25 protein-coding genes and 1 CRISPR repeat array are annotated in these 23,867 nt (G+C 41.2%); of the genes, 16 read left to right on the top strand and 9 right to left on the bottom strand.

Features of this window, described 5'->3' with window-relative positions; all coding sequences use genetic code 11:
* Positions 1-117 precede the first annotated feature (117 nt).
* Positions 118-591: an NYN domain-containing protein gene (locus tag N473_RS10745; protein WP_063367905.1), complete on the top strand. Its 474-nt coding sequence runs from the start codon at positions 118-120 to the stop codon at positions 589-591.
* 58 nt (positions 592-649) lie between these two features.
* On the opposite strand, the gene N473_RS10740 is transcribed toward N473_RS10745, so the two are convergent.
* The 3 genes from N473_RS10740 to N473_RS10730 all read right to left on the bottom strand — a co-directional run bounded on the left by N473_RS10740 (position 650) and on the right by N473_RS10730 (position 3,197).
* Positions 650-1,414, bottom strand: coding sequence for an alpha/beta hydrolase (locus N473_RS10740; protein WP_063367904.1), 765 nt, complete (start codon positions 1,412-1,414; stop codon positions 650-652).
* Between the two features lie 114 nt (positions 1,415-1,528).
* On the bottom strand, positions 1,529-2,365 hold the full coding sequence (locus tag N473_RS10735; RefSeq protein WP_063367903.1) for a pirin family protein: 837 nt from the start codon (positions 2,363-2,365) through the stop codon (positions 1,529-1,531).
* A gap of 124 nt (positions 2,366-2,489) precedes the next feature.
* The gene (locus N473_RS10730; RefSeq protein WP_063367902.1) at positions 2,490-3,197 is read right to left on the bottom strand and encodes a substrate-binding periplasmic protein; all 708 of its coding nucleotides are present in this window, start codon (positions 3,195-3,197) and stop codon (positions 2,490-2,492) included.
* Between the two features lie 219 nt (positions 3,198-3,416).
* On the opposite strand from N473_RS10730, the gene N473_RS10725 reads away from it, so the two are divergent.
* The 4 genes from N473_RS10725 to N473_RS10710 all read left to right on the top strand — a co-directional run bounded on the left by N473_RS10725 (position 3,417) and on the right by N473_RS10710 (position 7,684).
* Positions 3,417-4,733: an ABC1 kinase family protein gene (locus N473_RS10725; RefSeq protein WP_063367901.1), complete on the top strand. Its 1,317-nt coding sequence runs from the start codon at positions 3,417-3,419 to the stop codon at positions 4,731-4,733.
* A 324-nt stretch (positions 4,734-5,057) separates the two neighbouring features.
* On the top strand, positions 5,058-5,720 hold the full coding sequence (locus N473_RS10720) for a M15 family metallopeptidase (protein WP_081221088.1): 663 nt from the start codon (positions 5,058-5,060) through the stop codon (positions 5,718-5,720).
* A 197-nt stretch (positions 5,721-5,917) separates the two neighbouring features.
* Positions 5,918-6,511: a hypothetical protein gene (locus N473_RS10715; protein ID WP_063367899.1), complete on the top strand. Its 594-nt coding sequence runs from the start codon at positions 5,918-5,920 to the stop codon at positions 6,509-6,511.
* Between the two features lie 204 nt (positions 6,512-6,715).
* Positions 6,716-7,684, top strand: coding sequence for a phosphatidylinositol transfer protein (locus N473_RS10710; protein ID WP_155735580.1), 969 nt, complete (start codon positions 6,716-6,718; stop codon positions 7,682-7,684).
* Between the two features lie 41 nt (positions 7,685-7,725).
* Here the strand turns inward: N473_RS10710 and N473_RS10705 are convergent, their stop codons facing one another.
* Together N473_RS10705 and N473_RS10700 are read right to left on the bottom strand one after the other, a co-directional pair.
* The gene (locus N473_RS10705; protein ID WP_063367898.1) at positions 7,726-8,760 is read right to left on the bottom strand and encodes a M48 family metallopeptidase; all 1,035 of its coding nucleotides are present in this window, start codon (positions 8,758-8,760) and stop codon (positions 7,726-7,728) included.
* Between the two features lie 2 nt (positions 8,761-8,762).
* Entirely contained in the window at positions 8,763-9,809 is a 1,047-nt protein-coding gene (locus tag N473_RS10700; RefSeq protein WP_063367973.1) for a YjgN family protein, read from the bottom strand.
* Positions 9,810-9,994: 185 nt separating this feature from the next.
* Here N473_RS10700 and N473_RS10695 point away from each other — a divergent pair, with 185 nt between their 5' ends.
* The 5 genes from N473_RS10695 to N473_RS10675 all read left to right on the top strand — a co-directional run bounded on the left by N473_RS10695 (position 9,995) and on the right by N473_RS10675 (position 14,065).
* Positions 9,995-10,867, top strand: coding sequence for a GNAT family N-acetyltransferase (locus tag N473_RS10695; protein ID WP_063367897.1), 873 nt, complete (start codon positions 9,995-9,997; stop codon positions 10,865-10,867).
* 92 nt (positions 10,868-10,959) lie between these two features.
* Positions 10,960-11,814 (top strand): cupin domain-containing protein, encoded by an 855-nt coding sequence (locus N473_RS10690; RefSeq protein ID WP_063367896.1) that lies wholly within the window; start codon positions 10,960-10,962, stop codon positions 11,812-11,814.
* Between the two features lie 91 nt (positions 11,815-11,905).
* Positions 11,906-12,922, top strand: a complete 1,017-nt coding sequence (locus N473_RS10685) for a tetratricopeptide repeat protein (protein ID WP_063367895.1) — start codon at positions 11,906-11,908, stop codon at positions 12,920-12,922.
* A 67-nt stretch (positions 12,923-12,989) separates the two neighbouring features.
* Complete coding sequence (locus tag N473_RS10680; protein ID WP_063367894.1) at positions 12,990-13,547, top strand: GrpB family protein; 558 nt, start codon at positions 12,990-12,992, stop codon at positions 13,545-13,547.
* A 29-nt stretch (positions 13,548-13,576) separates the two neighbouring features.
* Positions 13,577-14,065, top strand: coding sequence for a hypothetical protein (locus N473_RS10675; RefSeq protein WP_063367893.1), 489 nt, complete (start codon positions 13,577-13,579; stop codon positions 14,063-14,065).
* 52 nt (positions 14,066-14,117) lie between these two features.
* On the opposite strand, the gene N473_RS10670 is transcribed toward N473_RS10675, so the two are convergent.
* From N473_RS10670 to N473_RS10655, 4 genes are all read right to left on the bottom strand, one after another.
* Positions 14,118-14,720: a DUF998 domain-containing protein gene (locus N473_RS10670; RefSeq protein ID WP_063367892.1), complete on the bottom strand. Its 603-nt coding sequence runs from the start codon at positions 14,718-14,720 to the stop codon at positions 14,118-14,120.
* Positions 14,721-14,858: 138 nt separating this feature from the next.
* A complete protein-coding gene (locus N473_RS10665; RefSeq protein ID WP_063367891.1) occupies positions 14,859-15,653 on the bottom strand; it encodes a tetratricopeptide repeat protein in 795 nt (264 codons plus the stop codon).
* A 231-nt stretch (positions 15,654-15,884) separates the two neighbouring features.
* Positions 15,885-16,517, bottom strand: a complete 633-nt coding sequence (locus N473_RS10660) for a hypothetical protein (protein WP_063367890.1) — start codon at positions 16,515-16,517, stop codon at positions 15,885-15,887.
* A 215-nt stretch (positions 16,518-16,732) separates the two neighbouring features.
* Positions 16,733-17,032: a helix-turn-helix transcriptional regulator gene (locus N473_RS10655; RefSeq protein ID WP_046356816.1), complete on the bottom strand. Its 300-nt coding sequence runs from the start codon at positions 17,030-17,032 to the stop codon at positions 16,733-16,735.
* A gap of 110 nt (positions 17,033-17,142) precedes the next feature.
* Here N473_RS10655 and N473_RS10650 point away from each other — a divergent pair, with 110 nt between their 5' ends.
* The 6 genes from N473_RS10650 to N473_RS10625 all read left to right on the top strand — a co-directional run bounded on the left by N473_RS10650 (position 17,143) and on the right by N473_RS10625 (position 22,908).
* Entirely contained in the window at positions 17,143-17,637 is a 495-nt protein-coding gene (locus N473_RS10650) for a hypothetical protein (RefSeq protein ID WP_063367889.1), read from the top strand.
* Between the two features lie 100 nt (positions 17,638-17,737).
* Positions 17,738-17,980, top strand: a complete 243-nt coding sequence (locus tag N473_RS10645; RefSeq protein ID WP_039610569.1) for a hypothetical protein — start codon at positions 17,738-17,740, stop codon at positions 17,978-17,980.
* A 27-nt stretch (positions 17,981-18,007) separates the two neighbouring features.
* Positions 18,008-18,451, top strand: a complete 444-nt coding sequence (locus N473_RS10640; protein ID WP_063367888.1) for a hypothetical protein — start codon at positions 18,008-18,010, stop codon at positions 18,449-18,451.
* Positions 18,452-18,835: 384 nt separating this feature from the next.
* Positions 18,836-20,641 (top strand): ABC transporter ATP-binding protein, encoded by a 1,806-nt coding sequence (locus N473_RS10635; protein WP_063367887.1) that lies wholly within the window; start codon positions 18,836-18,838, stop codon positions 20,639-20,641.
* The gene (locus tag N473_RS10630) at positions 20,642-22,390 is read left to right on the top strand and encodes an ABC transporter ATP-binding protein (protein WP_063367886.1); all 1,749 of its coding nucleotides are present in this window, start codon (positions 20,642-20,644) and stop codon (positions 22,388-22,390) included.
* A 236-nt stretch (positions 22,391-22,626) separates the two neighbouring features.
* The gene (locus tag N473_RS10625) at positions 22,627-22,908 is read left to right on the top strand and encodes a hypothetical protein (RefSeq protein ID WP_063367885.1); all 282 of its coding nucleotides are present in this window, start codon (positions 22,627-22,629) and stop codon (positions 22,906-22,908) included.
* A gap of 212 nt (positions 22,909-23,120) precedes the next feature.
* Positions 23,121-23,808: direct repeats of the CRISPR family, unit length 28 nt; unit sequence GTTCACTGCCGTACAGGCAGCTTAGAAA.
* Positions 23,809-23,867 lie beyond the last annotated feature (59 nt).

Genomic DNA, 23,867 nt, shown 5'->3' with positions numbered 1-23,867 from the left:
ATTCCTTTTGATTATTTTTTAATTACTAAAACTATAGCGATTTTTGACTGTGTTCAATATTTTCTTTAATGGTAGACTTAAACTTTTCAACGTGAGTTATGTGTGCGAGAGAGTTTAATGCAAACTGTGAGTATTTTTGTCGACGTACAAAATATCTATTACACCACGAGGAGCGCCTATAAACGCAACTTTGACTACAATCGATTCTGGGCAGAAGTGACACAGAACAGGCAAGTTATTAACGCTTACGCTTATGCGATTGATAGAGGGGATGAGAAGCAGCGGCAGTTTCAAAATATTCTCAGAGCCATAGGATTTGAAGTTAAGCTTAAGCCGTTTATTCAACGTGCAGATGGGTCTGCGAAAGGAGATTGGGATGTGGGGATCACCATCGATGTACTTGAATCCGCTAAGCAATCTGATTTAGTTGTACTGGTCTCTGGGGATGGTGATTTTGATATTTTGCTCAACACAGTACGTGAAAAATATCAGACTGAGGCACATGTATATGGCGTCCCGTCATTGACGGCGGCAAGTTTGATGAATGCCGCCTCTGAGTATTTTGCGATAGAGTCGGAGTTACTCTTATAGTAAAGGCTGCAATAAGCGGCTGTGGTGGAGTCACTTATTGTAAGCCATTGGCATTAAGTTAATTGTTTAATGTGTCTTTTAGAGTGGGGCAAGTCTTGCCATGCAAGTACCCTTTAATCAAAGTGACCATTGACTGTTTTAGCCAAGCAGGGCCCTCATCTGTCATATCATTGTGCTTTGAGTTAGGCACCTCTATCACACAGACAGGGTAAGTTTGCGATTCTGGTACTGTATATAAAACGTTTTTATCAGCTGGGAAATCACTGCCGCGAATTGAGAGTACCGAGATGGCTTTGTTCCGAGGAAGTGGTACACGTCTGTGATCGAGTGTCACCAAACCTGAAATATATGAAGCACCTTGGTTAATTAGCAAAGAGGATATGTCTCCTCCATTGGAATGGCCGAGCAGTAGCAGGTTATCAAAATCATAATGTGGATAGTCAGATTTGAGTGTATTACGCACAAAATCCAATGTTTTTGCACCTCGTTGCCAATTTTCCAGTCGGGTTTCGTATAGATTCCCCGTAACTGATAGAGGGGGATCTGTCTTGAGCTCATGGCGAATGGCTACGGAGAAATAGCCCTGATGTGCCAATGTCTTACTTAAAAATTGATAGTCTTGGTGTGATACCCCATAGCCTGCACTGATAAACGCAACAGGACATGGTGTGTTGGTTGTGCAGCGAGCTGCGTTGGTGGGAAAGGTTATTTCAATTGGAATTGATCTGCTGCGTGCCTCATCATGTAGGACACTCATCTCAGCGTGCTTGGCGTTTGCATTAGTCGCTATCAGTGTTATCAACGCAATTACTAACTTGTTCACTGTGTTACTTTCCTTATTATATTGAGCGCAGCGAGTATAAGCTGCACTCAATCAATTGTAAATTAATGAAAAGTAAGAGTTTGTTGTATGTAAATGGGGTTTACAATGACCGTGTTAAAGTGTACCAAACAACCCTGCATGATAGTCTCTGACTGCTTGCTGCAGTTCAGCTTGTGTATTCATAACAAATGGGCCCATATGTGCGATCTTTTCGTTAATGGGCTGACCGGCCAGCAATAATAACCCCGCGTCATGTTCTGCGGTTTCTATAAGGATCGGAGATTTGGCATCTAAAGTGAGTAATCGACCAGCCTGGTGAGACTCGTCTTTTAATGAACCTGAGTGAATATAAGCGATAACTTTGCCAAAGTGTGATAGGTCGAGTTGGATTGAGCTATGCTTTGGCAACGTGATATCGCTGATAGCCCCTTCCCCTGATAAGTCGTTTAATCCTGAAGAGATGGTTTTTTCTCCTACCGACCACTCACCCGCAAGCGCTTTGAGAGTTGCACCCTGTGCAGTTGTTAGTGTGGGCAACGCTCGCTCACTCGAATCTTGATATTTAGGCGGATCCATTTTGTGCCTTGCTGGCATATTGAGCCAAATTTGAAATCCATGCATACCGTATTTCGCGTCAGCGAGTGGCATTTCAGAATGGACTACACCACGACCGGTGCTCATCCATTGCACTTCTCCTGCTCGAATGGCTTTCTTATTTCCCATTTGATCTTGGTGCTCAAAGCCGCCTTGTCTAATATAGGTAAACGTTTCAATACCTCTGTGAGGATGGGGAGGGAAACCACCAATATAGTCTTGGGCGTTGTCAGATTTAAGTTCATCAATCATTAAAAAAGGGTCGATACTTTTACCGTCAAACCCTGCGATCCGCTTAATTTTTACCCCAGCCCCATCTTGTGTTGGTTGCGCTTTGGTTACCTTTAAAATCTTCATAGCTGTCTCACTGTTGTATGCTAATAAACGTACTCTAGTTGGCTTGACATGCGAATGAAATTGATAAAATACGAAAAAATCATTCTATAAAAAAGAATGGTTAAATGAGTGAGCTGGCATCATTTTATTGACGTGAAGACATCACTTGTTCTTCGGCTGATTTAATCAGTCTAGCGAGTTCTCCTGACTCTTTCATCTCTATGAGTTTGCTGTTTACTAAAGGGACTAAGTGCCGCTGTGATTCGTGTATATAGTGATAAAGATCGAGCACCGCTAGACTTGGGCTATGCATGACATTCTTTATACCCAGTTTTTTTAAATACATGAGTCCGTCAGTTTTATTTGTTAAGGCAACATCTGCTAAGCCTTTTGACACCAGTTTTAGGATCTGCGCCGTGGTGTCCATATCCTCAACATGTTTAAGGCCTTTGGTGATATTATTGGTGTGTTTTACGCCTCTGACCTTAACAATGTGGTATTGCGCTAGGTCTGCAGCAGTTCTTATATTGATGTCGCTATCTTTACGAATAAATGCGGTGGTTTCTAAATAGTAATAGGGGGTCGGAACTCTGAGCGTTGCGGGGTTCTCTTCACCATAGCTAAAGATACGCATTATTTCGCCATTTTTCATGCCTGTTGTAGCCTCAAATTGAGCGCGTTTACCAGGCAGTGGTGTAATGGTGATGTCGATGTTAAGTTGTTTATAGACTTCGGTGAGTACAATTCTGCCAACTTCCTGTTCTATCAGATAGTTAATTGAGGCAAAGTGATATGTCTCGCCATAGAGTGGCTTGGTAAACATTAGAAAAACAGCGGTAAGCAAATACTTCATTAGTAACTACGAGAACATCCCAAATTAATCAAATTATAGCTTAGACGGTTATTTATAAAAGAGGATGTTTCATTGGTAGGGCATGTAAGTTGATTTTGATATACTGATATCATTGCTTATGCGTGTTTTGTATTTTGAAAGGGAAATATTGATCCAAATTGCAAAAAACACAGTACCTCTATTGCGCACGTATCAACATGGGTTTGATTGGTTTATAAAATGACAGATAAAAGTAAGCGGGTTCCTTCCTCACGTATTTCTCGACTGGCACATTTAGGTGGGTTAGCAGGAAAGGTTGCGTCAAATGTTGTACTTTCAGGCGCAAAGCAGGTACTCACTGGGCAATCTGTCACAAAAAAAGAACTACTCTTACAGCCTAAGAACATGCATGCCGTTGCTGACAAACTCGCGCATTTAAGAGGAGCCGCGATGAAGCTGGGTCAATTGGTTTCAATGGACTCTGGTGACCTGTTACCTAAGGAGCTGGCTGTACTGTTAGATAAACTGCGTGCGGATGCTCAGCCCATGCCGCATAAGCAGCTGGTTCAATTACTTAAATCGAATTGGGGCCCTAATTGGCTTGATAAATTTAGTCACCTTGAATTGAGAAGCTTTGCACGGGCGTCCATCGGTCAAGTCCATGAAGCAACGACAGAGTCAGGGGAAAAGTTAGCGTTAAAAATTCAGTATCCCGGCGTTGCCAATAGCATCGATAGTGATGTCGACAACGTGGCTATGCTGATAAAAATGTCGGGCTTGATGCCTAAACAAGTGGTGATCGATCCTCTAATAGCGGAGGCTAAGCAGCAACTTTTAGTAGAAACTGACTACCTTGCAGAAGGGAAGCGGTTACAAGAGTTTAAGCAAGGCTTAAAAAGTCATACACAATATCGAGTGCCTGAATTTTATCCTCAATATTCAACAGATCATATTTTGGCGATGGAATTTGTCAGCGGGAAAGAGCTAGTCGCATTTGAAAATGCTAAACAGGCACAGCGCGATAACATTGCTGAAGATTTAATTCGTTTGTTTTTCATTGAGATGTTTGAGATTGGCGCCATTCAAAGCGATCCTAATTTAGCAAACTATCTGTACGATGAGGGTGCACAGCAAGTTGTATTATTGGATTTTGGGGCATCTCGTTCCATTCCATTGCCGTTGGCGCAAGGTTACTGGTTACTGTTAAAAGCTGGCCTGGAACATAACAAAGAAAAAATGATCGAAGCTATTTATGCTATTGGTTACTTCGGCGATGAGATTGATGAAGCATATCAAGAGATTGTGTTAGAGTTATTTTTTATGGCGACCGAGCCTTTAAGAGCACAGCAGCCTTATGACTTTGCACAGAGCGATATTGCGACTCAGATCCGTGATAAAGGCATGGCACTGAGCACAAAAGAACGACAATGGCATACTCCGCCAGTCGATGCGTTATTTATTCATCGCAAGCTAGCTGGGTTGTATCTAATTGCTGCAAGGTTAAGGGCTAAAGTGGATGTCAGGGCTTTATTTGCTGAATTTTTGGCGCCCAAATAAAGGCTTTTTGATGAGTAAACAGGCGATGAAAAAGTCATCGTCCCTGAAAAATAATGCATATAGCATTTGTCCATCCCAATAGTGAGTTACTTATAGCATAAAACACGAGAGCGATAATTCCGTTATAGAGTGTGTTAATAAGTAAAAAAGTGTAAGTAAGCACTGACTATATGGACTCACATTTTCGAAAAATAAAAGCATGCCCATTTTTGTATTGAGGCACTGCCACGTAGTTGAATTCCAAAATTTACTGTCCATACTTCTTCCATAATTTCAATTCACACTGTGCCCTCTGTGGAAGTTAAAGGTACTTTGAGGTAGAAAATGAAAAAATGCATGTATGGTCTGGCTTGCTTGGTATTGGCCACAAGCGAACTATCAGCAGCAGAGTTTGTTGATATCACATCCAAAGTACCAAATATTCGAACAGAGATCCGCTATTTCACCACAGACAATTTTGTCGGCACAAAAATCGATGGCTATTTGGCTCCAAAGTGCCTACTTAGCGAGGCTGCCGCGCAAGCAACAGCAAAGGCGCAGTTTGCATTAAATGAATTTGGCTTAGGCTTAAAGGTATTCGATTGTTATAGGCCTCAAATGGCGGTTGATCACTTTGTTCGCTGGGCAAAAGTGTTAGATGACACAAAGAATAAAGCTAAATATTATCCTGATGTACCTAAAAGTGAATTGTTTAAGCGTGGTTATATCGCTGCGCGTTCAGGTCACTCCCGTGGCAGTACTTTGGATGTCACCTTGGTTGACCTGACCACCGGTAAAGAGTTGGATATGGGATCTGGGTGGGATTACTTCTCGAAAGTATCATGGCCAAGCCATCAAGGCATCAATGCCTCGCAGCGGGCTAATCGCATGTTGTTAGCTAACGTCATGAAGTCTGCAGGGTTTAAGGGCCTAACAGAAGAGTGGTGGCACTTCACATTGATAGATGAGCCTTATAATGATGTGTATTTCACGTTACCTGTCGAATAAGTTATCACGGCCATAGATGCTGTTTGTAAATCAACGTAAACATATAATTTAATGCAAGTTGTTGAATTTAATGTGTCAAGCATATTACGTATTTCTAATGTGAAAATTTTGTGATTGATAATAGAGTTTTATTGCTTGATTAACTGACTTGCACCATTTAATGTACCTAAATAACTGATAATTGTTAATATAGTGATATGTATAAGGGAATAGCCTGCGCTGTAGCACTGTTTATTGCATGCCTTCTATGGGGAGGGCTCAGTAATGTATGTGCAAATGGAATAAAGCCAGAAGCTTTAAGCGTCACTGCGGAAAGTTTGGTGTCACTTGAGCCCGCTTTATCTCAAAATAATACAGAGTACTTTGTTATTAACAAAGCTTCATCAAATGCAAGAAAGGCACTATTTGATAATCATCAATACATCAGTCAGGCTTATATTGAATTTGATATTAGACGGATTGAAAGTTTAAAAGTATTTGATTTAATTGCATTTTATGTCCCTCAGCATGCACGAAGTTACCTCATTGTGATTAATGATATTGAGCAGTCAAAGCAAGGTGGCCTTAGTGTTTCTGGTTATTTTGCTGATGATATGCAACAACATATGGCGCTTGAACTGACGTTGGAGGGGCGCTCTGTGGCTGGCCGACTGCAAACGACGAATGGAGAATATCTGTTCCGTTCTCATGCGCAATATGGTTGGATCGCAGCGCAATATGAAGGTAAAAAGCAGTATTTAAAGTACCCTGATAGGCTTTCTTCCCCTATTGATGTCATTGCCAAAAAGTAGTTTCATACTTTTTTTACATTTATTTGGCCCCTTTTATTCTTCTAGACTTCAATTTTGTTATTTTTATTCAGTGGTTTATGATTTTTTAATATTATTCCCATCAACAAGCCTCCACACCTCACTGGAAAAAGAAAAAATATTGTTAATAATTTTGTAATGTGGAGTATTTACTCTTTAAATGACAAAATTATGATGAGAAAGAAGATGAAATTATTTGGTTATATGGCTTTACTCGCCGGATTTAGCAATGCGGCGAGTGCACTACCTACTTGTCCAAATCTGGCATGGCTAGAAACTCAGTTTGTCCAACCAGAGTTGCCTGATTCAGGGTATAGAAACCGCTTAAATAAACTCATAACTTGGCTGCCCGCATTTCATATGGTTCATGATCAAGTTGTGGCTGAGGGGCATGCAGTAACGGTCACGGCAAAGTTTGATTATGGTGCTGTAGCACATAAAGATTTAGAGTATGAAGCCGTAAAATTTTATATTCGCTCAGAGCAGGATACTCAATGGCGGTTTTTGGCCAATGCTGTGACAGACCACGATGGTAAAGCCAGAGTGACATTACCCGCGTTACAAGCTGGGCAATACCGAATTTACGCAGGTGTACCGGCAGATAAATCCGGTACTGAAGGTTATGTGACGGTTGTGCAAGCAGGGACTCAAGCGGTCTTGTTTGATATTGATGGTACATTGACGGAATCAGATGCCGAGCAAATTGGAGACTATACGGGCATTAGCCGAGCGGATGAAAAAGAAGGTGCATACACTTTAGTTCGTCGATATTTAGATCTTGGTTATCAGCCCGTGTATTTGACCGCTCGCGTATATTGGTATGCAAAAGGTACACGAGATTGGCTTAATTGGATGGGATTACCCCAAGGTTTTTTACGTACTTCACTGAGCAACGAGACCAGTTTATTCCGTACCGCAGAATATAAAACAGCAGAAATAAACCGTTTACAGGCACAAGGTTTAGACATCGTGCGTGCCTATGGCAATGCAAAAACGGATGCAGAAGCTTTTATTCGTGCAGGGCTGGGCGAAACCAGTAGCTTTACGATTGGGCCTGATGCTGGACATTATGGCACGACGGCAATTGATCAAAATCATTACTATCAGCATATTCAGACATATGTCGATGATTACCCTGCCGCAAAGTGTGAGTAATGGCTCGATATGAGCAGGTAAAGGCGGCTTGTATTAGCCGCCTATTGGTGATGTTGATATGATTGTGCGTGTTGGATACGCGCTTCAAGGCTTGGGTGCGTAGATAGGTATTCTAGCCACTGTGCACGCTCTGATGTTGAGTCTTTATCAGTTTCCGAAAGCGCTTTTAAATGCTTGAGGGCGTCGGCAAAATCCGTGTTTGAACGACCAAGTTGAGTAAGCCTTTCAAGTGCGAAATGGTCTGCTTCCCACTCCATTTTTTGTGAAAATTGTGCGCCCATTATTAAGTTTCCAGAACCTATTAGTAGTTCTAAGATCCCTTCCATATCGCCAAATATAAAGCTCATAGCAATGGTGCCTGCAAATGCCTGCGCAGCAAGTCGAATGCTATGTTTTCCTTCGACATGGCCTATTTCATGTAGCAATACAGCACGAATTGCATCGGGGTTGTCTTTAAGTGCCGAGATAAGGTCGTCCGTTATCACAATTTGCCCATGGGGTAGCGCAAACGCGTTGGCACCAAAATGCTCAGAAGCATAAATACCTAGTTGATATTGCTCCTGCGACAGAGCAACGTTGACTAACGTATCTTCCCAAATGGCATGTATTTCTTGCTGCGTTTGAGGCGGCAATGCGCTCGGTGATAAAAAGTTTTCTTCAACCACATACATAGATTGCTCACCCATAGTCTCTACAATACTGTCAGGTACATAGTCGACTATCAGCACGGCTGCCATCGGGGTCACCTTAAATAAAAGAACGTAAACTAATAAGGGCGTGAGTAATAATGCCGATAAGATCATGCCATAGTGACGTTCAAACTTGGCCATCCCTTGACGGTGAGCGCTAATAGGCCAAATAAAGTCGGGACTATGAGGCACAAAGCGTTCTCCAGAAGGGAAGGTGGCTTGTACTGGAACGCCTGGGATCTGAGTGGATAGTGACACATTATCAAGTGCACAACGAGCAGCGCGATTTTGATCGTAATGGATCACTAGCTGCCCATTTTCGAGCAGCGCTTCTACTTCGTATGCAGTGCTATTTGAAAATGGGTAAAGTAGGCCTGAGACTCGCATAGCTACGTCAGAGACACATCAACATCAAACAATGTTGCTGCCTCATCTCCTAGCGAGGATTCCGACGAATCCATTGTGTCCAAAACGCTGTCAGCTGTTGGTAACAAGCTAATCGCACTGGCTTTAGCAAGCACATGGGTTTTGCGTATTTTTGCCCAAGGGTAAGCAAGCCCAAGAGTTGCGCCAATTGCAAGTATGTTCGTGGCCTCGACATAGGCATACCTCGCAGGCGAAAGGTCTGAATGTAGCTCTGCAACGTCATTAATAGTTGTACTATTGAAAATATGATTTCTGATTATCGCTTGGTAAATTGCCTTCAATAAATAGATACAAGCAAAATAAGCAGGTACAACGATGAATAGGGCATTTGCTGAGTTCTCGAAGCTGCCGCCTGCTGTAAATATAATCGCAATAATCAATGGGATGGAGGCAAGAGAACTTAAGAATGTAATGAGTATTGCACTTAAGTAGGTACTTGTTGACAGTTTTGCTGAAAACGGTTTGTCTCCAAATTGCATATTATTACACAAGTATTCATCGATTTTTTTTAACGCCCATGGCGTCAGTAGGTACAAAGTCAATAGGCACAGAATAGGCAGGAGAACAAAGACCTTAAATGCTTGGCCATAGCTGCCTTGAAAGTTGAATCGGATATTTCTTAACCGAGTCATCCGCATATTAAATTTGAAGCTCTGATTGATGAGCCAAGGAGCGGCTATGGTGAGTGCGAGGGCCATTATTAAACCAATAACAGGAAAGTAATTGGCACAAAACAAGTAGGCTACGAGTAGCAGGGCTGCGACAACACGCCCTTTCAGAATTTGCATTGGGGTAGCCAAGTACTCAAAACGATGACCGTCAATACTGGTATTGCCATAAAAATATTGTTTAGTTCTGACTGTTGCCCAGGCAGAGTAAATGCCTAAAGTGGCAATACTTAAAAGCAGGTTAACAATCCATATGCCAAAGAAATCTTTGGCATTGCCCGTAAAGCTAATAAGTTTGGGGGTGTCTTGACCTACTTGTGTAGGTTGGTTCGTTGAGTCCATATACATCATACTCCTAGAAATGCCAATTTATGATACACACTATGTTTCAATAAAAGCAACGAACTGCCAATTTCTATGCAAATATTTATGAATGAAAAATAGGCCACTGTTGAATTTAATTTTTCCTTGATTAAGCTAGAGAAAAATTAAATATCAGTGATGAATAACGCAGCTAAGGTGAAAAGATGAGTAAGGATAATTTTGTGATTAGGGCGATGACTAATGATGAAATAAATATCGCTATAGATTGGGCTGCGGCAGAAGGTTGGAATCCAGGGGAGTGTGATGCCACAAGTTACGCATTAGCCGATCCTCAAGGGTTTTTGATAGGGCTTCTCAATGATGAACCTATCGCGGTTATCTCTGCAATGAAATATGATGCGAGTTTTGGCTTTATCGGCTTTTATATTGTGAAACCAGATTATAGAGGGAAGGGCTATGGTTACCAGATCTGGCAAGCGGCAATGTCATATCTGTCTGGTTGTAACATTGGCCTAGATGGTGTTGTTGATCAACAAGCAAATTATCAAAAATCTGGTTTTAAACTTGCCTATCGGAATATCAGATATCAAGGTACATTCACGGCGAGTGAAATATTAAAGATAAATGCTGCAGTTGATGGTGATATAGAGGCTGTAGATGAAACATCGCTCACTCAATACGAACGCGATTTTTTCCCAGCAGATCGTGATGAGTTTAATTATCGGTGGCGTACTCAACCTAATGCGCATGCTGTGAGCATACAAGCACAACAAGAAGTACTTGGATATGGTGTTATTCGAGCCTGTAGAACTGGATATAAAATTGGGCCTCTTTATGCAAATGATGCAGAGCATGCTAGGGCGCTGGTCAAAGCCTTGCTGTTAAAAGCTGCTAAGGGTTTAGAGCAACCGCTAGATGTGTTTTTAGATACCCCTGAGCCAAATCAAGCCGCAGTGAATTTAGCTGAATTATTAGGTATGAACATGGTCTTTGAAACGGCAAGAATGTACACAGGAGACTTTCCTACCTTACCAATTGCGCGCATCTTTGGCGTCGCATCATTTGAAATCGGTTAGCACAGCGCTGCGCCAGCGACATAGTAATACTTCTTTAAAGTAGCGCACCCGACTATATGGGGCTTGAACGTCTTGGTTAATTAAGGACTTGTATGACAAAACATAACGCGATATTTATCCTATTTTGTGGTGATGAGATCACGTCCAATAAAACGGTTTATGCGCCCTCCTCCTTAAGTGCAGAGGGTTACATACATGCGTGTACAGCAGAGCAAGTAAAAGATGTTTATCAGCATTTTTACGCAAGCTTGGATGACGTCAAAGTGGCTGTGGTTGATCCGCGCCTTATTCATGCGCAGTTGATTTTTGAAGCGCCGAGTGAGCGGCTCGGCAGCCATACATTGTTTCCACACATTTATGGCAAACTCAATACCGATGCGATTGTCGATGTTGTTGAATATTCTCTTTTTGCACATCGAGAAGTGTCATCCTCGCTGTTAGATGTGCTCGCACATTATCGTTTTCTTCGCCTTCCCGTTGAAGGGACTTTATATAAAAGCACTTGGCGTGCTAATACAGAGCTTCATGATAATAAACCAATTGGTACTGCCATGATTGGTATGTATTGCCATGCGCTTAAAAGTGTATCGTGTTTTCACCGACTCACACATGATGAAGTGTGGCATTTTTATCAAGGCGATGCGTTCAATCTGTACTTACTTTACCCAGATGGGCACGTTGAAACTGTGGTGATGGGCCCTGACTTTAAGCAGGGACAACAGCTACAGTATCGTATTCCTGCTGGTGTTTGGCAGGCTGGTGAACTGAGTGAGTTTGGACAATATGCGATATTTGGCTGCACAATGGCACCGGGGTTTACAGGAGATTGTTTTGAAGCTGCAGATCATCAGGTTTTAAAAATTGATTATCCTGAGGTTGCAGACATATGTGATAGGCTGGCAGTCAATCACCATGAAACTAAAATGCCTGCAGGCTTTGCAAGTTAATTTACTATTTTGGCCTGTTATGAACGGATAATTTGGTCTGTTCATATTGTTCCTCTATATTCAATAAGTAATTAATGACTAGGAACTTGATTTGATAGGCAAAGCTGTACTGTTCACTATTGGGTTGTTTATTTCTTTTACACTTGAGGCAAAGCCGTCTGTAGAGCAACAGATGGAGAGGTTGCAGGAGGTTGAAGATTATTTAACGGTGAAACCCTCTCACTCTTTGTATTTGCTTAAAACAATGCCTGATATTGATGCATTACCTTCGGCGCTAAAGATACGCTGGCATGTTTTACGGGTGCGTGCATCAGTGCCTACCAATCAACTCCTTTTGCTAGAGCAGTCTCTTGAGACTTTGTTTACGCATAGTACACATCCATACTTCACCAATAAATTGACCAGTATTTTAAGTGCACTTGGAATTTGGCTGCGTCGAAAAGGGCACTTGAGTGAAGCGGACATGAGTTTGCAATGTGCACTCAAGTACGCAGAAAATGCATCACAGCGCTTAACATTGATAAATAGCAGAGCTTTAGTAGCAAGACATATGGGGGCATACCAAAAAGCGATTGGGTTCTATCAGCAAGCGGCTTTATTGGCCAAAAAACAGCGTAATGTATCGATGGCTGCAACCATTAATAACAATTTAGGTGCGATAGCATTAGATTTGACTCATTATAATGAAGCGGATGGTTATTTAAGAGCTGCGCTAGAAGGCTATCAACGTGTGGATAAACGTTCTGGTCATATTACCGCGGGAACCAACTTACTTTTTCTATTCGTGTTAAGAGGTGAAAGCGTCAACTATGCGCGTTTGTATTCACCTATAAAGGCGCTGACTGATGCTTTTCCGAATCAAGCAAAAAAGGCTTTTTTACAGTGGATCAATATCACTTATTTAACTCAGCAAGGCCAAAAGCTATCAGCACAAGAGCGCACCCAGTTACAAGCATTATTTGAGCACTTAGAGAGCGATCAAGTCCGGCGGTTAGTTGCAACACATTTGGCACCGAAAGTAAAAGTGACAGTCCCAGCTTTAACTGAGCAGCGAACTCAGCCATTTCATGCGAAGTGGTTTGAACAAGTAAGGCTATGTGATTGGTGATAAATTATTTAATTATCATTACGGAGTGTTCGTCAAAGCGTGTATCGATAGTTAAGAGTTAGCATCAATGAAAAAAATAGAAGTGATAGAGTATCAGCCAGGGTGGACAGAAGAGTTTATTACAATTCAGTCAGTTTTGCAGCAGGTGTTAGGCGGGTTGGCTGTGCGTATTGATCACATAGGTTCGACCGCAGTTCCCAATCTTGTAGCGAAAGATGTCATAGACATTCAAGTGAGTGTAAAGGACCTTGACAACCCGTATTTAGTATCCGTTTTACGTGAATCAGGGTATGTTTTCAGACCTGACATTACCCATGATAATTTAATCGGTTATAAAGAGGGAGATGCATGCTTGGAGAAGCGATACTTTCGAGAACCACAAGGGCAGCGGCAAACCCATATTCACATCAGAGAGGTAGGCCGAGTGAACCAAGTTTACGCTTTACAATTTCGTGATTTTTTGCGTGATAATAAACCTATCGCAGATGCGTACGGTAAAATAAAAAGTGCACTAGCTCGGCGTTTTCCAAATGATGAAGCCGCATACTATGAATTCAAAGACCCTTATATGGATTCACTCTTTTATGCTGCCAGTTTGCTTGAGAGTAAAAATCAGACACAATAAAATAAGCTAACAAAAAATGGGACATTAATATGGATATACATACCAATTGGCTCGAAATCAAAACCCTGTTTAAGCGCTCCTTTAAGTCCTCCTTTCATTATGCGATTGCCAGTATTTCTGCTGAGGGGGAACCACATATTACGCCTATAGGTTCGTTAATTTTGACTGAGCCAGGAAAAGGATATTATTTTGAAAAGTTCACAACACACTTGCCTAAATCTGCCCACTTTCAGGGTAGAGTCTGCATTTTAGCGGTCAATGGCAGTATGTGGTATTGGCTAAAGTCTTTGCTTAGAGGCGAGTTTGTCAGTCGGCCTGCAGTGCGTTTATATGGCACTTTAGGGGAGCTAAGAGATGCCACTGAGTATGAGAAGGTAAAATTTCAAAAGCGGGTCAGCAAAACTCGTTTTACTCGAGGTTACAAATTGCTTTGGAAAAATATGTCTAAAATACGTGAAATTGAATTTGATAAAGTTGAACAAGTCAAAATCGGTGCTATGACTAAACGCTTTTTTTAGTCGAAAGTTACCCTCTGCACCATTCAGTTTTAATAGTGCAGAGGTCGTACGATTAGGTCGTGATCCAAAGCAGCAAAGACAGTGCGGCTAGCCAGATGAGCTTGGCCCAATATGAAATACGCTGATATAAACCTAAAGAGGCTTTTTGTTTGAACGCCTTTGCCATTCGGTATAGATAAAAACAAGCAACGATGGCAGACACACCTGAAAAAATACGAAATTCAATAGCCAGATCACTAAATAGGATCAGTAGCGGTGCGACTAAGAGTGATAGCAGCATGATAAGCCCTGCGTGAGAGTGAATTTGGCAATTTAGTGTTGGGGTTTTTGTGTACGGATCTTTATCCATAGGAAAGAACCCCGCAACCCAGGTGCCAATGCCATGGATAATGATTAACCAACCTACAGCGATGAGCGTTAGAGCTTCGTTTGCATGCTCTATGACACTCCAGCCGAATAAACAAAACAGTATCCCTAAGGGATAGTTATTAATGAGCGGTGAGAGTTTTTCTGTGGGGCTGCCTGCAGCGCCAAGCTCACTGCAAAATTGCGTTTTGTGGTTGTAGTTTGGATAGAGTTTTCCCGCGATATAGACACCTATCGTTATCCAAATCGTGGCAATAAAGCCTGTCAGTAGCACGACACTACCTTCCATGGAGTTCTCCTTATGGTTATTGGTATTTATTTTGCTGATGTTGAAAATAAAATACGTGAATAAAGGTTGGCAGTCAATTCCTATAGAAGAATTTATAACCAACTTTCTTACGAAATCATGAGGAGAAACAAAGGTGAATTAAAGGTTATCTTGTTGCAGTTTTATATAGATCTCTTCGAAAACTTGCTTTTGCTTGGGAAAGGCATGCATACCTTGTTTGAAAACTTCACTGGCGCGCACATAGTCTTCCAGGTTGATATAACACATACCTTTATAATACAGCGCTGTCATCCCTTGTGGATTAACGACCAAAGATTGATCAAAGTAGTTGATGGCTGTTTTAAAATCCCCCATATCCATGTAAGCAAAGCCGATATTATCGATGGCTTCAAAGTACATAGGATAGATATGAATGGCTTGCTTATACGCTTCAATCGCTTGCTGGTATTGGGCTGCTTGATTTAAAGCATACCCTTTTGTATATAGCGTATTGGCTCTGAAAATGAGGTCATCAACTTTTTGGTTTGTTGCCTCAGCGTACTTGTTAAAGTCATGACTCTTTAAGTAGTTAATGTAGCCTTTCAATTCAGCCTTAAGGGGTGTGTCATTGCCAATGAATAGCCATTTTTTCTCAAGCTTGGCATGTGCAATGGTGGAGTGATATGTTACAACTGATAACTTATACACTTCTTCAAGCTTTGGCTTTTGTTTCGTGCTGTTGTAAAGCAAGACATGAATGGTTGATGATTGCTCATTTGTATCAATATCTAGAATTTTAGCGGTTCGCCAAACGCCATTTTCCTTCGTTGTAAATACATCACCAATGTTGTAGTGGTATGTTACTTTATAGTAAGCATTACTTGCTTGTACGTGTAAGGTCAGTACGGGAAGAAAGGTAAACAGCAAAATTAATGACACTAGGGCGTTACGCATTATTAAAAGACTTATAATTATAAATTACTATGTAGTAAGTAAATACTGACTAATTCACCGTTTGTGGGGCGGATTCTCTCAGATCCATTGGGGTTTGTCATCCTAAAAACCATAATTAGAGAAATTTTTATTAAGAAATGAGATTATTCATAATAACAAAACAAACATCTGTTGATGTTGTGTATGAAATATGTACTTTCTGAGTAAAAAGGTATGTTAAAGGAGGGCTGATTATCCGCGCACCTTGCTCTGTTCAACCAGTTTATCTGTATCTATCTCAACAACAAAAAGCATAGAAATTAATAGGGCACATATTGATGCACGTAGCGTATAGGCAATTATTTCGTAGCTATCATAAACAATGGTTAAATGAGTCAATGCGCCAAAGAAGTGGTTTGTGAAGCCCAGATCAATGGTATTTCTGACAAAATTTTCTATGAGCATGAGCGCCATTAACATCGTTGTCATAAAGAGACAAAAAGCGATGAGCCCCTCAGCATAGGTCGGGGCAATATTGTGTGTTTGTTTGAAAAGTCGTTGGGTCAGTCGAACTCTGAGTAAAAGTACAATACAGGTACTCAAAAACAACAACAACTGCACACCATATACGATTGAACCAAGCCAAATCATGGGGAGTGTCTCAGACTCTAGAGGGATCAGGTAATTGAATGACACAAATTCAAATAAAGACATGGCGAGAATAAGGGCAGTAATAGAGACCGCGTTGATATTGTCTATCCTAAGCAGGAGAACACCAAAACAAAATGAGATGGTCGCAAATGACATAAACATCCAGTCATATGAATAGACAAATATCAAAGCGATGATCATGAAGGCTGCACAGGAGATGCGCAAAAGGTTCATGATACAGAATACTTAAAGTTGAATAATAGGTGGCTGTTTGGGTTTTACGGGTTTAGTTGTCGGGTATTTGGTTTTGTAGGCACCATTTACAAGTCGACACGTATTTTGGGATAGTAGCTGAGTGTTCAGTGGTATTTTCATGGTTATTTTCCTTATATTTTTAATCTATCACACCGTTTGGGGACATTTTATGGTTTTTGAATAAGGCTTGATGACTATTTTTCGTGCTTTAGCTTGTTGACTTTGCGGTATCGGTGCAAGTTGTTTTCGATAACAAGATCACGTAAAGTTTGAAGCTGTTCTTCAATAGCGCTTAAATCGAATTTGCATGCGAGTGACCATTTAAGGTAATCCTTGTACTTAATGTCACTTACGCCATTTTCATAATTAATAATTGTTGCTTCGCTCGTCCCGAGTACTTTGGCCATTTGCTTCTGAGTCTTGTTAGCTGCGAGCCTCATTACCTTTAAGTCACTTAAGCTTTGCTCATCGTGCGGCCTAACAGTTTTATTCAATGTCTCGCCCTAAATACAAAAATGTTAACTAATCTAAAGATTTTTAGATGTTTAAGCATTTATTATAAAAATGTTAAAATATGTAAATACTATATATGGAGCATACCGTAATGACAAGGATAGAACATGACATTAGGTTGATAAACCAATTTAGAGCCGGTGTGGAGCAAAGAATATCTCACCAAGTACAGTGTGGGTTAATAGACATGTTGTCAACAGATAGGTGCCCAGTAGTTAATTATCAACCCCTGTACAGTAAGCAGTTACCAATTTGGGTGATATACACTCAGATGGGAGAGTATCAATTTCAGGCATTGGCTAGCTTATATATGTACATGCCACCGCGGCTATTAAGTGTAATATTAAACACGGCGAGCCAACCAAGAAATGTGATGGTGTGCGTTACGCTAAAGGGCATTGGTAATAAATGCAACAGTGGGTTCTTTTTAACACTAAAGGAGCTGGTAAATGGGATTGATGAGTATGAAGCACAAAGTCGTGTGCAATCAGACTTTGGAATTGCTGCACAACTAATTGATTTACTTAATGGAGTGGATCCACAGATTAAAGCAATGGCAAAAGTGTCCAGTCTTGATTCAGTGTAATATTTTTTTAATTTGGGTAATTGGGAGCCTCTTTTGCTGTTGCGTAAACAAATTATATCCACTAGAATCGGAAAAAAGCTGGATATTTTTTGGAGTTTTTATGGCGGATGCAAAAAAGACAGAAGTTAGGTTTTCGGTTGATGCAGATTATTTAGCGGCGCTACAAAGCCGTTTAGGACTGAAAAAATCAAGTGATCTGACCAAAGTCGCTTTGACGTTACTTGATTGGGCATCAGATGAGGTTGTCCACGACAGAACAATTTTATCCGCAAATAAACAAGGCAAAGACATACATCGCCTTGTCATACCTGAATTAAATAATATTTCCAAAACTAATTTATAGAACATTAATTATTAAATGAGTTAAATCATGTCTTCAAGTGCACAGGACTGCACACAATCAAACGCAATCCCATCATCAGAATCTTGGCAGGATATTGATCTTGCATCGGCACAGGACTATACGCCTGAGGATGCCCCTGTCTCCGAACCCCTCACCGGAAAAGAAAAAGCAGGCGTTAATTTAACGTGGGGGATCATCAGTGTATTAATTGTTTTTTTGGTCATCATCTTATGTATTTTTATGTGGGGTGAATATCAGTTCTTTATCGCGATGAGAGAAACGCAGCAACTGATGTTAACGAATCAAGTAATTAATTCGGATGTCCTAAAACAGCTAACGCAGCAGAGAAGCGACTTTAGAGCTTTTTGGTTTGATACTTTGCAATTAATTTTGCTCAATGTTTTATTTCCGACCCTGACAGCTTTGCTCGGTTATGTCTTTGGTACAAGCCGCAATGGTAATAATAACTAGTCACGGCAACTACATGCTAACGTATTGTTAAGTAATTAAAAAAACTTTTATACAGCGTATTGTTTGTACTTTCATTATTACCTATCAACCAAATTGCGATGAATAATACTGTAGTGTTTGCGTCATGAAATGAATAAATGCTTCTTTATTTTGGTTTTTGTATGAATTATTTAACGTTGATAAAAATCATGAGGCTTGTAATCTGAATTCATTCTTTATAATTGATTTTGTTTAAAGGACTCGTAGATTTGTTTGATTTATGACAAATGCACTTAAACAAAATTTGTATTTGGTAGCGAGATCATTGCATTACTTTGCTACCCCTCTATTATCTGGCTAGCCGTTTGGCCCCGATTTAAAAACGCATTTCAAGGAGCTGTTTATATGCGTGTTGAGTCTTATGATACCGAAAATAGCAATAAACCTTGGCTGGTTTTGTGGTCAATGTGTGCTCGATATAAAGGAAAAATGATGCTGGCACTGAGCCTATCTGCGCTGGCGAGTTGTGCTCAGTTACTGCCTGTATATTTGCTATTTATCACCATAACTGAATTACTCGACCCGATTTCCACATCAGCCAACACATTACTTTGGGTCGCTGCAGGGCTGGTTGCGGTTATCGTATGTAAGACGTTGTTTCGTATTAGCGCGTATTATTTTAGTTACCAAGTTGCGTCTAAAGCGTTTGCTGATGTCAGGGTGACACTGTCAACACATTTAGCCAGAGTTTCACTTAAGTGGTTAAGCCAGCAAAATACAGGCGCGTTAAAGCAGCAAATTCTCCATGATATTAAAAAACTAGAAAACTTTATTGCACATAATAGCGTTGAGTTATTTAACGCGTGTTTGTCTCCGCTCTTTATATTCTGTGCATTGTGCCTAATTGATTGGCGGCTTGCTCTGAGCGCTATCGCCGTTTTGCCGCTGGCCTTTTTTCTGCGTGATTTTTGGAGGCGCAAAACCACCGAGCGCGACGCACAATTTAGCCATGAGGAAGCGGGCTTAAACACCACACTCTATGATTATGTAAAATTAGCCCCTTTGATGAAGTTACATAATTTAGATAGCCAGCGGTTTGAGATACTCCACCACAAGCTGGAAAACCATGACCGTATAGTGAAGTCGGTTACTCACCAAGCGTTATCTGGTTGGGCTGCGTATAGCGTGTTATTGGGGTCGTCTTGTTTATTTTTGTTACCAACGGCTATCTGGTTATATAGCTTGCAGCTGATTTTAATCGAGCAGTTTATATTAGCGGTTTTGTTGACTACCTGCATGGTTGGCCCACTGTTAAAAGTGAACCGTTTTTTTATCGAAGCTAATGATGTGCTGGCCAGTATTGCTCGGATCACCCCATTGTACTGTATGGCGCCTACTGAAAACGATACTACACCGGTTCAAGCGGCTTCAAAGTACCCGATACTACAATTTTATGGCGTCGATTTTTGTTATGGGCGGGCTTCTGTGCTGAAGAATGTGCATTTTAAGCTATTACCCAATGCCCTGAATGTGATTGTCGGTGGCACGGGCAGTGGTAAGTCAACCATCGCAATGCTTGCAAGCGGGTTATTTGCGCCAAATAAGGGCCGTGTCCAGTGGTATGGTAAAGATGTATTTGAACTTACGGATAGCGCTCGAGCTCGGGCGATGAACGTCGTAATGCAAGAAAGTTATTTATTTGAGGGGACAATCAGAGATAACATCACATTTGGTCGCAGTGGCATAACAACAGAGGCACTAGAGCATGCCATCGTTGCGGCTCAACTTAAGTCTTGGCTGGGACGCCAACCTAAAGGGTTGGATACATGGGTAGAAGCACGCGGCATAAATTTATCAAGGGGAGAGAGCATCCGTATTGCCATTGCCAGAGCATTATTGAACGCACCGCCTTTGGTGATTTTAGATGAAGTTTGTGCCGCCATGGATAACCTGACCTATGCAAAGTTTTATCAAGGCTTAAAAGGGCATTATCCAAACACCACATTTTTAGTGATCACACATCATTATTTTGGTCTTGAAAAGAGCGATCAAATTCTCACGTTAATGGATGGCACGATTACAGCGCAGGGCACGCATGAGGCTATGTTAGCTCGGTGTGAGCACTATAAAAAAGGGTGGCAGTTACAAGTGGGGGTGCCTCCTCAGAAAACACCGGTTATTCCAACCCCGTTACCAAGTTACGAGAATTAAATGGATAGACAGGCCATCAGCAGTATTAGCCGAGTACTCGGCCATGTAAAGTCAGGTAAGCAGTCGTTTATCATTGGCATTACATTTAGGGTATTAGAGCGATGCTTATCAATTTTGCCATGTGTTTTATGTTTTTACTGGCTTTATGCAGAGCTCAGTAAAGTCACCATCACCACCACGCTTCTGTCGACACCGAGTGACTATTTAATGGCACTGGGCGGTGTATTTTTATTACAACTCATCTGTGCTTATGTGGGTCAGCAGCACAGCCTTATAGGCAGTTACCAAATAGCGCAGGATTATCGTAGTAAAGCGATTTCGCATTTTAGGCGCTTGCCGCTAGGGGTTTTGCATCAAATGCACAGCAGTGAATTTTTTGAATTATTCGGTGATGACATTAAGAAAATAGAGCGCATATTTTCGTATGTGTTGCCTGATCTGCTGTCAGCCCTGATGGCGGCTTTATTAGGGTTGGTGATCTTGCTGTTTATTGCCCCTTTGTATGCGCTGAGCATGTGTTTAATTTTGCCTTGTGCATTTTGGGTAATGCATCTTTTAAAGCAGCGATTTATCCACATTTCTAAAGCGAAAGCGCATGCTGAAAAGCATACCCGTAGTACCCTAATAGATTATATTGAGGCACTCAAAACCCTTAGGTTATTTGATCAAACACACCATTGGCTGGCTCGCGTCCAAAAACAGTTGGATGTTGCTAAGCAACACGCGTTACAGGCTGAAATGTGGAGTGTAGGCCCCTTACTAGGCTATCGGGCTGTACTCAATATGGCACTGGTTTTATTTGTTGTGACACTGGCTTTATCACTACCTGAGGCAAACACATCTGCGATGAATTTTGATGCCATTTTTTTTGGGGTATTGATCATCCCATTATTGATGATACTCAATGAAGTTGCAGAACATTTCAGTACGTTGCGTATGGCAATTCAGTCTGAGTGTAAAGTCGAAGCATTCTTAAATAAGCCCACTTTAAGTGAGCCTTGCGATCCAATTACGCCTCAGAATCATAGTATCGAATTTGAGCGTGTATCGTTTGGTTATGATGGTATTGATATTATTAATAACATGTCATTTTATGCACCAGAAGGTTCCATCACTGCAATTGTGGGGGAGGCGGGGAGTGGTAAGTCGACTTTACTCAATCTATGCGCACGCTTTTTTGAACCAAGCAGTGGCTGTGTAAAAGTGGGCGGGGTAGGTTTGCAAGAGATAGGCTCTGAGAACGTACATAACCTAATAAGTGTGATCTTTGAAGATGTACAGCTCATTGATTCCAGTATTTTAGAGAATATTCGAATTGGTAAGCCTGATGCAACGGATGAAGAAATATATCAAGCATGCGCTGATGCGCATTGTCTTGAATTTATTAATAGACTCCCTGAGGGGATAAATACTCAGGTTGGGGAGAGTGGTGTTTTGTTATCTGGTGGGCAACGCCAGTGTATTGCCATTGCCAGAGCATTGCTTAAAGATACACCGATTGTTTTATTAGATGATATCACTGCCTCATTAGATCCGATCACACAAGCGGATGTGGTCAGTGCGATACAGCACTTATTACAAAACCGCACAGTGATCACCGTGTCGCATCGTTTATCTAGCATTGTGCAGGCGGATAATATTTTAGTGATAGAGCAGGGAAAAGTCGTGGAGTCTGGCTCGCACCGTTGTTTGCTTTCAATTGGGGGTTACTATACTCGCCTTTGGAAAGCGGAATCTCATGTCGTGTAAAGGGGCTTTACATAAAAGTAGGCGGCTCGGTTGAATACCTGTTAGTGACCGATAATGAGATCGGTAATACGTTCTTTAAAAACTTGGGAAATATAGATAAGTCGCAGTTTGCTTGTGTCTTCTTAAAAGTGGGAATTCAGAAGTTGCTTGGTTAAAAATAACTCAATTGTTAATTTTATGTGGTTCTGATAGCGTTTTATGGTCTTAATTTGATACAGACCATTTAAGGAGAAATCATGAAAAAAGTACTACTCACTGCGATTAGCTGTTTAGGAATGAGCGTTGCTACTATTGCAGCCGATACGCAATCGACCACTGTAAATAAAACGTTAACAGTGGATGGTGTGACTTCTGCTACTTATCCAGCTCAGCCTAATGTGTTAGCGTTGCTGACGCCGTCAAATGCGTGTGAGGCGCGCTGTCAAAGTCACTACGAGGCGTGCGTGAAATGGGCGCCACCTTGGACAAACTGTAATGATTTTATTAGAAGTTGTATGAACAACTGCGCAAATAAATAAAGTTAAACCTTGTTGTTAAATAATAGGTGATATGAAAGGCCGGTGCAGCGGCCTTTTTGGTGGGTGCAAAAATACTAAAATACCTTTTTATTTTTGTTTAGTATCATAATATTTAAAATCAATGAGTTACAAACCATCTAAAAAAACATGGTGTTTTTTGAATTATTTAGTTAGGTGTTTGTATTCACATGTTTTTGTGTTAAAAACTCATAGTTCACTGCCGTACAGGCAGCTTAGAAATTCATATACAGCGTCTTGACTTTCAAAAAACTGTTCACTGCCGTACAGGCAGCTTAGAAATTCAAGTATTTCTTGGCATTCTTTTTGGAATTGTTCACTGCCGTACAGGCAGCTTAGAAAAGTATTAGAATTTGCTAATAACGCGCTTCGTCGTTCACTGCCGTACAGGCAGCTTAGAAAACACAATATTCCAGCGCTCACAAGAGGTACCAGTTCACTGCCGTACAGGCAGCTTAGAAAACAACACAGGCGTTTGCTACTTTTTGCTGTAGGTTCACTGCCGTACAGGCAGCTTAGAAATAAACGAGTTTGACCAGGATTAAATTGTGGTTGTTCACTGCCGTACAGGCAGCTTAGAAATGAGATTTGCGAGAGCTAGAACTGGTGTGCTCGTTCACTGCCGTACAGGCAGCTTAGAAATATAAATGATTTTTTAATGCATCGATAATGCGGTTCACTGCCGTACAGGCAGCTTAGAAAAAATCCAGACATTGCATCGAGCGAGTCACCTGGTTCACTGCCGTACAGGCAGCTTAGAAAATATTTCTCGGATCGACTTAGCGCGTGATTGCGTTCACTGCCGTACAGGCAGCTTAGAAATTAGCTAGAGTTGCTAAAGCGCTGAACCCTGCGCTCACTGCCGTACAGGCAGCTTAGGTGATGAGTGACCGAAACGAAGTTTCGCAGCACAAGGAGTGAGGTCATGGATGACCGATGTA

This window comes from Pseudoalteromonas luteoviolacea CPMOR-1 (assembly GCF_001625685.1).
GTDB lineage: Bacteria > Pseudomonadota > Gammaproteobacteria > Enterobacterales > Alteromonadaceae > Pseudoalteromonas > Pseudoalteromonas luteoviolacea_K.
This window is presented reverse-complemented; position numbering and strand designations above follow the sequence as displayed.

What these genes read in the sequence shown, in the direction of transcription:
- N473_RS10720 (WP_081221088.1), top strand. Translation starts at nt 5,058, where the DNA reads ATGAAAAAATGCATGTATGGTCTGGCTTGCTTGGTATTGGCCACAAGC.
- N473_RS10630 (WP_063367886.1), top strand. Translation starts at nt 20,642, where the DNA reads ATGGATAGACAGGCCATCAGCAGTATTAGCCGAGTACTCGGCCATGTA.
- N473_RS10710 (WP_155735580.1), top strand. Translation starts at nt 6,716, where the DNA reads ATGAAATTATTTGGTTATATGGCTTTACTCGCCGGATTTAGCAATGCG.
- N473_RS10680 (WP_063367894.1), top strand. Translation starts at nt 12,990, where the DNA reads ATGAAAAAAATAGAAGTGATAGAGTATCAGCCAGGGTGGACAGAAGAG.
- N473_RS10735 (WP_063367903.1), bottom strand. Translation starts at nt 2,365, where the DNA reads ATGAAGATTTTAAAGGTAACCAAAGCGCAACCAACACAAGATGGGGCT.
- N473_RS10725 (WP_063367901.1), top strand. Translation starts at nt 3,417, where the DNA reads ATGACAGATAAAAGTAAGCGGGTTCCTTCCTCACGTATTTCTCGACTG.
- N473_RS10700 (WP_063367973.1), bottom strand. Translation starts at nt 9,809, where the DNA reads ATGGACTCAACGAACCAACCTACACAAGTAGGTCAAGACACCCCCAAA.
- N473_RS10635 (WP_063367887.1), top strand. Translation starts at nt 18,836, where the DNA reads ATGCGTGTTGAGTCTTATGATACCGAAAATAGCAATAAACCTTGGCTG.
- N473_RS10715 (WP_063367899.1), top strand. Translation starts at nt 5,918, where the DNA reads ATGTATAAGGGAATAGCCTGCGCTGTAGCACTGTTTATTGCATGCCTT.
- N473_RS10705 (WP_063367898.1), bottom strand. Translation starts at nt 8,760, where the DNA reads ATGCGAGTCTCAGGCCTACTTTACCCATTTTCAAATAGCACTGCATAC.
- N473_RS10670 (WP_063367892.1), bottom strand. Translation starts at nt 14,720, where the DNA reads ATGGAAGGTAGTGTCGTGCTACTGACAGGCTTTATTGCCACGATTTGG.
- N473_RS10650 (WP_063367889.1), top strand. Translation starts at nt 17,143, where the DNA reads ATGACAAGGATAGAACATGACATTAGGTTGATAAACCAATTTAGAGCC.
- N473_RS10645 (WP_039610569.1), top strand. Translation starts at nt 17,738, where the DNA reads ATGGCGGATGCAAAAAAGACAGAAGTTAGGTTTTCGGTTGATGCAGAT.
- N473_RS10695 (WP_063367897.1), top strand. Translation starts at nt 9,995, where the DNA reads ATGAGTAAGGATAATTTTGTGATTAGGGCGATGACTAATGATGAAATA.
- N473_RS10625 (WP_063367885.1), top strand. Translation starts at nt 22,627, where the DNA reads ATGAAAAAAGTACTACTCACTGCGATTAGCTGTTTAGGAATGAGCGTT.
- N473_RS10640 (WP_063367888.1), top strand. Translation starts at nt 18,008, where the DNA reads ATGTCTTCAAGTGCACAGGACTGCACACAATCAAACGCAATCCCATCA.
- N473_RS10675 (WP_063367893.1), top strand. Translation starts at nt 13,577, where the DNA reads ATGGATATACATACCAATTGGCTCGAAATCAAAACCCTGTTTAAGCGC.
- N473_RS10730 (WP_063367902.1), bottom strand. Translation starts at nt 3,197, where the DNA reads ATGAAGTATTTGCTTACCGCTGTTTTTCTAATGTTTACCAAGCCACTC.
- N473_RS10690 (WP_063367896.1), top strand. Translation starts at nt 10,960, where the DNA reads ATGACAAAACATAACGCGATATTTATCCTATTTTGTGGTGATGAGATC.
- N473_RS10665 (WP_063367891.1), bottom strand. Translation starts at nt 15,653, where the DNA reads ATGCGTAACGCCCTAGTGTCATTAATTTTGCTGTTTACCTTTCTTCCC.
- N473_RS10745 (WP_063367905.1), top strand. Translation starts at nt 118, where the DNA reads ATGCAAACTGTGAGTATTTTTGTCGACGTACAAAATATCTATTACACC.
- N473_RS10660 (WP_063367890.1), bottom strand. Translation starts at nt 16,517, where the DNA reads ATGAACCTTTTGCGCATCTCCTGTGCAGCCTTCATGATCATCGCTTTG.